This is a genomic window from Mesorhizobium sp. ArgA1, assembly GCF_053714375.1.
Map to the genome: position 1 here is coordinate 24,662 of NZ_JBSKBQ010000027.1, position 9,639 is coordinate 34,300.

Sequence of the window (9,639 nt, forward strand, 5' to 3'; positions counted from 1 at the left end):
CTAGCCTCCCTGCATCGGTGACAGGATCTCGATCCGGTCGCCCTCGCTCAACGGAAATTCTGCCCGGTTGGCTGCATGCACGAGATCGCTGTTGACGGCCGTCGCCAGCCAATCGCCTTCATAGTTGAGGCCAGCAAGCAGCGCCGCCAGTGTCGTGGCGTCACTTTCAAGCGCTTCGCCGTGGACGGTCAGTTTCATGGGTAAGCTCCACGCGTTTGCCGTGACTGGAGAAAATTTCGGCCGCCAGGCGCGCCATGGCCGCCGCAAGAAGAAAGCCATGGCGATAAAGTCAATTGAGCGCGATGGTCCTTCCACGCGCTTCGACACGCGGCAGATTGTCGGAAAAGGCCGGACGAACTCCGACGCCGGTCTCGACGATACCGGCCTCGCCGAAGGTCGGATGGAGCGCGCAGGCAGCGCTGAGAAGTTCCATCAGCGAACGAACCGTGACCGAACCACTGTCGTCGCTCTCCATCATCGTCCCGCCGGCCATGAAACGACGATCGCTGCGCGGCACCACATAGAGCGGAAAGCGCGGATGCAGCAGCCGGATCGGGCGCGACAGGGAGATATCGGGCGTGCGCAGGATCAGCATTTCGCCGCGAATGCCGCGCTGCCTCTCATCGCCCGCCGCCATTCCCATGCAGTCGATCTCGCGCTCGAATCCGGAAAGCTGCCGAGCGTCCGTGGCAAACCGGAAGGCGACGCCCATAGGTCGAGATGCGCCTCGCCGGGGAAGAAAAGCCCACGGCGAAAACGGCCGGCGAGGTCGGGCTCTAGCAGCGCGATTTCGTCGTCGTCGACACCCCGATGGCCTGACGTGCGGCTAGCGAAGCGGTCGAGCTCGCCCGCGTCGCGCGGAGCTGCCACAACCAGTGTTCCGGCCCGTGTCACCTGGCCGGCCAACACCGCCTCCCACCAGTCGGCGGCATCGCGCCCGAGATCCAGCACCAGCTGCTCGGCGCTTTCACGCTCGCACCATGGCGCCAGCATGCCGCCGGCGAACCACGACGCGTTGCCGCCGAGGCCATGCCTTTTCTCCGCAACGGTCACCGCCGCGCCGCCTATGGCGAGCTCGAAGGCGGCGGTGAGGCCGACGACGCCGGCCCCTGACCAGCACCCTCATGACGGCTCATGCGCCTCCGGCATGAGTGGTGCACCGGTCTCGTCCGCCCGCACGTAGAGATCGCCGCCTTCGCGATATTTCGCCGCCATCGCCGCCATGCCGTCCTTCTGCGCCTCGGCTCGGATGTCGTGGGAGATGCGCATCGAGCAGAGTTTCGGGCCGCACATCGAGCAGAAATGCGCCAGCTTGTGCGCTTCCTTCGGGCAAGGTCTCGTCGTGGAACGAGCGGGCCGTTTCCGGATCGAGCGACAGGTTGAACTGGTCCTCCCAGCGGAACTCGAAGCGCGCGCGGGAGAGGGCATCGTCCCTGACTTTCGCCGCGGGATGACCCTTCGCCAGGTCGGCGGCGTGCGCGGCTATTCTGTAGGTGATCACGCCGGTCTTGACGTCATTGCGATCGGGAAGGCCGAGCTGCTCCTTCGGCGTGACGTAGCAGAGCATGGCGGTACCGAACCAGCCGATCATCGCCGCGCCGATGCCGGAGGTGATGTGGTCGTAGCTAGGCGCGATGTCCGTCGTCAGCGGTCCAAGCGTATAGAACGGCGCTTCGCCGCAGACGGCGAGCTGCTTGTCCATGTTCTGCTTGATCTTGTGCATCGGAACGTGGCCGGGCCCCTCGATCATCACCTGGCAATCCTTCGCCCAGGCGACCTTCGTTAGTTCGCCGAGCGTTTCGAGTTCGGCGAATTGCGCCGCGTCGTTGGCGTCGGCGATCGAGCCGGGGCGAAGGCCATCGCCCAGCGAAAAGGACACATCGTAGGCGCGGCAGATGTCGCAGATTTCCTCGAAATGCTCGTAGAGGAAGCCCTCCCGGTGATGGTGCAGGCACCATTTGGCCATGATCGAGCCGCCGCGCGAGACGATGCCAGTGACCCGGTCGACGGTCAGCGGGATGTAGTGCAACCGCACTCCGGCGTGGATGGTGAAATAGTCTACGCCCTGTTCGGCCTGTTCGATCAGCGTGTCGCGGTAGACCTCCCAGTTGAGGTCCTCGGCGATGCCGCCGACCTTTTCCAGCGCATGGTAAAGCGGCACCGTGCCAATCGGCACCGGTGCGTTGCGCACGATCCATTCGCGGATGTTGCGGATGTTGCGGCCGGTCGACAGGTCCATCACCGTATCGGCACCCCAGCGGATCGCCCAGACCATCTTCTCGACCTCTTCGGCCATCGAAGAGGTGACCGCCGAGTTGCCGATATTGGCGTTGATCTTGACCAGGAAATTGCGACCGATAACCATCGGCTCGCTCTCGGGATGATTGATGTTGGCAGGGATTATGGCCCGTCCACGCGCCACCTCGTCGCGCACGAATTCCGGGGTGACGAAGTCGGGGATTGCCGCGCCGAAGGCTTCGCCGTCGCCCCCAAGCTTGCCGAGCAGGGCCTCGCGGCCGAGGTTCTCGCGGATGGCGACGAACTCCATCTCGGGCGTGATCATGCCGGCGCGCGCATAGGCGAGCTGGGTGACGGCCTTGCCGGCCTTGGCTCTCAGCGGACGGCTTCGGATCGGAAATTCCCGCGTCAGGCGCTCTCCTGTCGCAAATCCGTTGTCCTCCGGCCTGACATGGCGGCCGTCATAGGCACGACATCGCCGCGAGCGGCGATCCAGTCCTGCCGAAGGCGGGCAAGACCCTTTTCGATGTCAGTTTCAATCGCGGGGTCGGTGTAGGGGCCTGACGGATCGTAGACCGTCACCGGCGGCTCACCGGCAGTCGGGTGGACCGCGATCTCCCGCATTGGCACCCCGATCTGTGAATGGAGGACGCCGGATTTGTGGATCTTGCGCGACGCCGGCAGCGGTCCGGTCGATACGGTGGGGGGTCAAGGCATTCATTTGAGGCTCCTTTGCTCGTTGCATTGGAGACCCAGCTCTGTGCCGGAAGGATGAAAAGACGCCTTGCTGACCCGCCCGAAACAAATCCTCGGGCATGAATTCCCGCAAGCGCTCGCACCGTCCCTACGCCAGTATGAACTGGATCAGGTTACGGGTCACTGCGCCGCAAAGCCAGCAGTATCTCAGCCCCTTGCCGGGACTCCCCTGGTGAATGCCTCGATTGGACCGGGCCGGTGCCCGTTTGTCAAGCGCCTTCAGGCCGCGGTGGAAGGTCAAAGGCAGGCGGAACGCTCCCGTGTTCAGGATGCGGACGGGTCGTCCGCGCGCGATTCTGTCGTCACGAGATGACGCAAATCTGGACACTCATGTTCTATGACAAGCCTTCCGAAATGCTACATCTGAAACCATGAAAATATTGACTTCCAACAATCGCCAGTCGATATTCGTATCCTCAAGTTCATCGAGGTAAATTACTGCATGAAGTTCGGTATTTCGTATAGATTATAATAGAATTTCGATTGTTAGAGTGTAATAGCCAGAGGTGCTTTGGTATTGCGTAAAAATTAGGCGTTATAGATTGCTGATGGTCTGTTGATGTGAAAACCGACCGGGTGACGTGCCGGTCGACTTCAAGATGGCAGTCTCTGCTAGCAATTACCTGACGCCTCGGCCGATAGCGGCAGTGCAGCGAGATCCTCCCTCTTCGCGTCGCACGCCCAATCGGCCGAGGCTACCCATTGCAAGGGGCGCGCCTCGCAAATGCAGAATTGCGTTGGCTCTAGAGCGCAGCACCCATGGGAGCATACGAATGGCTGTCGTGGAATCTGCCAACAATTGTGACGGTGGGGAACTAGCGGAACATCTCGGCTCGGCTCCTGCACAAAGTACTCACTTGTTGATGCTTGGCGCACTCGGTGTGGTCTATGGCGATATCGGGACGAGCCCAATCTATGCGTTCCGCGAAGCGCTGCATGCCTCGTCTGGCGGCAACATCGCTGACCCTGCAGATATTTTCGGCGTGATGTCGCTGATCATATGGTCGCTGACCATTACCGTCACGGTAAAATACATCATGTTCGTGCTGCGCGCCGACAACCGCGGCGAGGGGGGCGTGCTGTCGCTGATGGCGCTGGCGCGCGGCAGTTTCCCCAAGCGCTCGGCGCTGATCCTGGGCGTAGGCATCGTCGGTGCCTCGCTGTTTTTCGGTGACGCCGTCATTACGCCGGCGATTTCGGTGCTGTCGGCGGTCGAGGGCATGAATGTCGTCACCCCCGCGTTCCAGCCCTATGTCGTGCCGCTGACTCTGGTCATCCTGGCCATGGTGTTTGCAGTTCAGCGTTTCGGCACCGGCGGCGTGGGACTGGTCTTCGGCCCGGTGACCGCGATCTGGTTCCTGGCCATCGGCCTTTCCGGCCTCAAGCACATCATTGCCGATCCGGAAATCCTGTGGGCGGTGAGCCCACACTACATCGTTGCCTTTCTGATCCATTCGCCCGACGTCGCCTTCGTTACTATCGGCGCCATCTTCCTCGCCGTCACCGGCGCCGAAGCGCTCTATGCCGATCTCGGCCATTTCGGCCGCAAACCGATCGTGCTTGCCTGGCTTTCGATCGTCTTCCCCTGCCTGCTGTTGAATTATGCCGGCCAGGGCGCCTTCGTGCTGGCGAAGAACGGCGTGGTTGGCCACCCATTCTTCGAAATGAACGAAGGTTGGGCGCTGATCCCCATGGTGGTGCTGGCGACGGCGGCTACCGTCATTGCCAGCCAGGCGGTCATTTCGGGGGCCTTTTCGCTGACCCGCCAGGCGGTGCAGCTCAACATGCTGCCGCGGCTGGAAATCCTGCACACGTCGGAAAAGCAGTCCGGCCAGATCTACATGCCGCGCGTCAACCTTTTGCTGGCCCTGGTGGTGATGATGCTGGTGGTCGGCTTCGGCGAATCGAGCAAGCTGGCTTCCGCCTACGGCATCTCGGTGACCGGCAACATGCTGGTGACGACGGTGCTGCTCTATGTCGTCATGACCCGTATCTGGAAGTGGAAGCTGTCGGTGGCGATCCCGCTTACCGTGCTGTTTGCCTTGATCGATATCGGCTTCTTCGCCTCCAACATCGTCAAGGTGTTCGAAGGCGGCTGGGCGTCGCTGGTCGTGGCCTTCACCATCGTGCTGGGCATGTGGACCTGGGTGCGCGGCAGCCGCTATCTCTTCGACAAGACCCGCCGCAACGAGATCCCGCTCGATTTCCTCGCCGGCAATCTTTTGAAGAAAAAGCCGCAACTGGTGTCCGGCACCGCCGTGTTCCTGACCAGCGATCCGCAAAGCGCGCCGACGGCGCTGATGCACAGCCTGAAGCACTACAAGGTGCTGCACGAGCAGAATGTCATTCTGTCGGTTGTCACGGCACCGCAGCCGCTGGTCCCCGACAGCGACCGGGTGAGGATGGAGACGGTCAACGAGTTGTTCATGCGGGTGACGCTGACCTTCGGCTACATGGAGCAGCCCAACATCCCGCGCGCGCTGGCGATTTGCCGCAAGCAGGGCTGGAAGTTCGACATCATGACGACGTCATTCTTCCTGTCGCGGCGCTCGCTCAAGGCATCACCCAATTCCGGCATGCCGGTGTGGCAGGACAAGCTGTTCATCGGCCTGGCGCGCACGGCGGCCGACGCCACCGAATATTTCCAGATTCCAACCGGACGTGTGGTAGAAATCGGTACGCAGGTGGTTGTCTAGCTCTCGCCTCGATTTGCACGATCAACGTCCTTGCCAGGGCACTTGCACTACGTTGCAACTCATAAACCGAGTTCGTCCTGCCCCAAGTTCTGATCCACGGCGGGACCGCCAAAAGCCGCATCGATGTACGCGCCGGCGTGAACTACGCGACCTCCAGCATCGGACCGGACGAAACGTCCACTTGCGCTCGGCCTGCTCCGCTGCGGAGAAAGGCCAACTGGCCGGTGCACTCCCGGCGACGAGCACTGCAACAATCACCGCAACATGGCAGCGCAAGAAGGGGATCCATGCAGGACTATCCGCTACTCACTGACAATCGAAGGCAAGACCGTCGCCGTTCCGCTTACCGCCGACAAGCCGGCGGATTGCTGCGCGAATTTTCTGAGAAAGCCGAATGACCATGTGGACCAAGATCAAAACCTTCTTCCTCAAAAGCGAGCCCATTTTCTTGGCCCGCCTACAGGCCTTCAGCGGCGTCGTGGTCCGCGTCCTCCTCTCGCTCGACCCCGGCCTGTTCCAACGCTACGTGTTGCCAAAATGGCCCCCGACCGACATGCGGTCGGTCGGCGTGCTGACCGATTACCCGCGGCACCGGGACGATCCCACTCTCGGCAGTAACCCCAGCATCGGCAAGGTGCAGTGAGATGACCGCGTTACTAACCACGATTGCGCTTCTTCTGGCCGGTCACGCACTGGCTGACTATCCGCTTCAGAGCGATTTCCTTGCCAGGGCCAAGAACCGCGCCAACCCGATTCCGGGCGTTCCCTGGTACCATGGCCTTCTATCTCACGCGGCAATCCACGGCGGTGTAGTCGGCCTGATAACCGGCAGTCTCGCGCTCGGTGTCGCAGAGTTCGTCGCTCACGGCCTCATCGACGATGCCAAGTGCATGGGGCGGATTTCTTACGACATGGACCAATCTCTGCACATGTCCTGTAAACTCTGCTGGGTGGTAATCCTGATACATTGGGGAACATTCTCATGACTGCTTTACTCGCATTCCTGTTTACCAACCCGATCATCCTCGCGGTCGGAGCCGGCATTATTGGCGCCGCCGTCGCGTGGATGCATGGACGCGTCACCGGGGCCAAGGCTGAACGTGCTCAATCAGATCGCGCGGGCACCAAGGCCACAACCGAAGGCGAGCAGATCGATGGTTCCGTGGCCGGCCGCGCTCCGGACGCCAACAGTTAGGGACTGGCCAAACGGTCAAAGCAATAACTCTGACGGGTCTTCTCGCGCTCGCCCCGGCCAGAAAGTCGGGCGGCACATTCTGCGCGTTAAACATCCGATCCGGTCGACAAAAGTCGAAGTCGCAAGCCTGTCTGCTGCGACGGTCGCTGCAGTCACAGCTTCCAACGAAAACGGCGCCCCGCGTGGCTGGGACATTCGGACGCGCCAGGACGATCCGACACACTTCGGTTAGAACAGCTTCTCGTCTTTGCCATCATCCAGTGCCCTGGGTTTTCTGGCGGCGGATCCAAGGTGCCATCCGAATCGCCAAGGTTGAGGGTACCATTAAGGCGGCCTCCGCTGCTCTCGCTGCCCCGGTCTAGGCGCAACTCGCCGACTACAAGCTGCACTTCGCTGAGACCCAGACATCACGAAGGCCGGTATGCGAGAGACGAATGAGCAGATCATCGCGCCCGTCCGTGGCACGAAAACCGACGTTCACGGGCTCAATGAGCGGATCGATCGGATCTTCGAACACCAAGAGCTGCCGCCTCATGCCCATGGCCCGACCAGGTCGTCGACGGAGCCTATCGAGACGCTCTGGACCTAGGCTTCCTGGACGCCGGCGGTCAGCGCCTTCTCGGCCATGCGGCGCGGCCAATCACCGGCCGTCGCTCCTACGTTTGCGATACAGAGTAGCCCCTCGTCTCCTCCAAGCGACGAGGACGGTGCGGCTCAAGAGAGAACGACACCCTCATTTTCCGCCTTGAGGCCGATGTCGACCAGCGCGCACAAGGTGGATCTATACCAGCGCCCGCGACGCTCCCGCGGATGTTCGGCACGGCGAACTCACGCAGCGTGGCGTCATCGGACACCTTAGCGTCCGGCTCTTGAAGGGCAGCCACATAACGTTGCGGGGCGGATAACTAACGGAAGCGGCAAATGGCTGGCTACCCTCTCATTAAAAACGAGTCCCGGCTGCGATTTGCAAACTGGAAGAGCTGTCGTTTCCTTTTTTGCGAGTTCGCTAAAAAGTCTTCAGCCCGAACCTGCTTATTGTGGTCTGCCCTGTCATATTCATTACGGTCATCGCACGGTAGAATGGCGCCGCTTAGCTTTCGCGGCCGATGGTTCGGACAACGCTCAATTGAGCTGAGCGTGTCAAATCGTCAGGGTCAGGTCGAAACCAACAACACCGATGTGTAGCGCGGAGCTTCAATGCCTCTGACATCTCGTTGCGAGGCTAGTGAACGACCACGAGACGGCTCAGACCGCCATGCGCGACAACAAAGACTATTCTCGACAGGGGATCATCATCATCGAACCGGCGGTCGGGAGGAACGGCCGGCTGAAAGAGGACGAGGGCAATGATGCGGTCACGAGAGGGGCGGCGCGACATACACGAGCCGATTGCACGGTTCCTGTGCCAGAAATGGCGGACAGGTCCCGCGATCAACCCGCCGTCGCGAGCAGTTCGCGCCAGTGGAGGCTTCGCAGTCTGCTGCCCGCAGGGTGAAGCGCGTAGCAGATGAAGCCTGCACCGTAGACTCAAACCCCTGAAGCGTCTGGGGCGTCAGCCTGCTACAGGCTGTTCGGACATGAAGTTAAGCTAGGACAGCTTGTCGCTTGAATTCGACAGGGCTCAGATAGTCGAGGGCCTTGGCCGAGGGTTGTAGAAGCGCTCGAGTCTAATCGAAACACATCGCCCCGGCGTTATCCCTCGCCCTGTAAATCTTGCGGGCCGTCCGCTCGGTTTTCAACGGCGAGAAGAAGCTTCCATCAAGATTGTCCCAGACGTGGCCCGACCGGCTCATTGAGCGTTTTCGACAGGAGCGGAGGCGAGGTCAGCGGGCGAGCACTGCATTGAGATCGCAGGGTCACAGGCTCAATCCGTTCACGTTTAACATTCGCGTTAAACTCATTAGATAAGTCTGCACCATCGTGCGGCCGGGGAACGTCCCTGCGCCAGGGCCACTTGTCCCGCCTCCCAACGCGTTTCTATTATCGGTGGCCACCGGCGAGAGTTTCTTCTGGACGGCGAAGCATCCGTCCAGTTCCCTGAGACCGAAATGCATGAGCGAGTGCAAGCGGTGAATCTCCCTGCGGGCGGGACCTTGCGATTGCCATGGGTCATCAGGGCACTGTCGACTGTGATCGACCCGGGCCGTGTCGATCCCGCCCATTCGAAGTTCGCCAACCGTTTTCGCGGGCTCCTCAAATTCTTCGTAGAGGAACAAATGCTCAGCGCAGATCGCAAGTCTTTTTATGCACCGACGGTCTTTGTTGAAGGCGCGCTGATCGCGGCGAGCGGCAGTTTCATCGCGATTGTTGTTGCTATCGGCATGTCGCTATGGCGAGCGCGGGAGGCCAAATACGTGGCAACGTACGGCTCGGCGCGCTGGGCTGTGCGAAAGGAGATCGAAGCCGCAGCCTGCTCGGCCCCGACGGCGTGGTTCTCGGCAACCTTAATTTGGACTACCTTCGCCACGATGGCCCGGAGCATGTCCTGTGCTTCGCGCCGACCCGAAGCGGCAAGGGCGTCGGGCTGGTCGTGCCATCTCTGCTAACTTGGCCGGGAAGCGCAATCGTTCACGACATCAAGCGTGAAAATTGGGAACTCACCGCTGGCTGGCGAGCACGTTTCGGCCGTGTGCTGCTGTTCGACCCAACCCACGCTGCGTCAGCCGCATACAACCCGCTAGCCCGTCCTATTCATGAGCCTTGTGGTTCGAGCGCCGCTGAGCATTGGGTCATGCAGGTGTGAGGCGTCTTTTT

Annotated in this window: 5 protein-coding genes, 4 pseudogenes and 1 riboswitch; of the genes and pseudogenes, 5 read left to right on the top strand and 4 right to left on the bottom strand. The window is 61.2% G+C overall.

The genetic code is table 11. The features are described 5' to 3' along the window. The 3 genes and pseudogenes from thiS to thiC all read right to left on the bottom strand — a co-directional run bounded on the left by thiS (window position 1) and on the right by thiC (window position 2,959). Window positions 1–198, bottom strand: coding sequence for a sulfur carrier protein ThiS (gene thiS, locus ACWGTI_RS29810; protein ID WP_454578403.1), 198 nt, complete (start codon window positions 196–198; stop codon window positions 1–3). Continuing rightward, window positions 167–1,126: pseudogene (locus tag ACWGTI_RS29815) on the bottom strand (FAD-dependent oxidoreductase). The gene thiS and the pseudogene ACWGTI_RS29815 overlap by 32 nt, the downstream one beginning before the upstream one ends. Further along, window positions 1,123–2,959, bottom strand: a pseudogene (gene thiC, locus ACWGTI_RS29820) (phosphomethylpyrimidine synthase ThiC). The pseudogenes ACWGTI_RS29815 and thiC overlap by 4 nt, the downstream one beginning before the upstream one ends. 102 nt (window positions 2,960–3,061) lie before the next feature. Further along, window positions 3,062–3,175, bottom strand: a riboswitch (TPP riboswitch). 556 nt (window positions 3,176–3,731) lie between these two features. On the opposite strand from thiC, the gene ACWGTI_RS29825 reads away from it, so the two are divergent. The 4 genes from ACWGTI_RS29825 to ACWGTI_RS29840 all read left to right on the top strand — a co-directional run bounded on the left by ACWGTI_RS29825 (window position 3,732) and on the right by ACWGTI_RS29840 (window position 6,885). Next, window positions 3,732–5,690: a potassium transporter Kup gene (locus ACWGTI_RS29825; RefSeq protein WP_454590345.1), complete on the top strand. Its 1,959-nt coding sequence runs from the start codon at window positions 3,732–3,734 to the stop codon at window positions 5,688–5,690. Between the two features lie 394 nt (window positions 5,691–6,084). Beyond that, window positions 6,085–6,333: a hypothetical protein gene (locus tag ACWGTI_RS29830; RefSeq protein WP_454578793.1), complete on the top strand. Its 249-nt coding sequence runs from the start codon at window positions 6,085–6,087 to the stop codon at window positions 6,331–6,333. Between the two features lies 1 nt (window position 6,334). Continuing rightward, window positions 6,335–6,676 (top strand): DUF3307 domain-containing protein, encoded by a 342-nt coding sequence (locus tag ACWGTI_RS29835; RefSeq protein ID WP_454578794.1) that lies wholly within the window; start codon window positions 6,335–6,337, stop codon window positions 6,674–6,676. Continuing rightward, the gene (locus tag ACWGTI_RS29840) at window positions 6,673–6,885 is read left to right on the top strand and encodes a hypothetical protein (protein WP_454578795.1); all 213 of its coding nucleotides are present in this window, start codon (window positions 6,673–6,675) and stop codon (window positions 6,883–6,885) included. The genes ACWGTI_RS29835 and ACWGTI_RS29840 overlap by 4 nt, the downstream gene beginning before the upstream one ends. Window positions 6,886–8,468: 1,583 nt before the next feature. Here ACWGTI_RS29840 and ACWGTI_RS29845 read toward each other — a convergent pair. After that, window positions 8,469–8,681, bottom strand: a pseudogene (locus tag ACWGTI_RS29845) (IS3 family transposase); the annotation flags it as partial. A gap of 447 nt (window positions 8,682–9,128) precedes the next feature. Between ACWGTI_RS29845 and ACWGTI_RS29850 the strand changes: the two are divergent. Further along, window positions 9,129–9,565 (top strand): annotated as a pseudogene (locus ACWGTI_RS29850) (type IV secretory system conjugative DNA transfer family protein); the annotation flags it as partial. Between the last annotated feature and the right edge of the window lie 74 nt (window positions 9,566–9,639).

Bases quoted from the DNA above. Each gene is read 5' to 3' on its own strand.
- thiS (WP_454578403.1), bottom strand. From the start codon at position 198: ATGAAACTGACCGTCCACGGCGAAGCGCTTGAAAGTGACGCCACGACA.
- ACWGTI_RS29830 (WP_454578793.1), top strand. From the start codon at position 6,085: ATGACCATGTGGACCAAGATCAAAACCTTCTTCCTCAAAAGCGAGCCC.
- ACWGTI_RS29835 (WP_454578794.1), top strand. From the start codon at position 6,335: ATGACCGCGTTACTAACCACGATTGCGCTTCTTCTGGCCGGTCACGCA.
- ACWGTI_RS29840 (WP_454578795.1), top strand. From the start codon at position 6,673: ATGACTGCTTTACTCGCATTCCTGTTTACCAACCCGATCATCCTCGCG.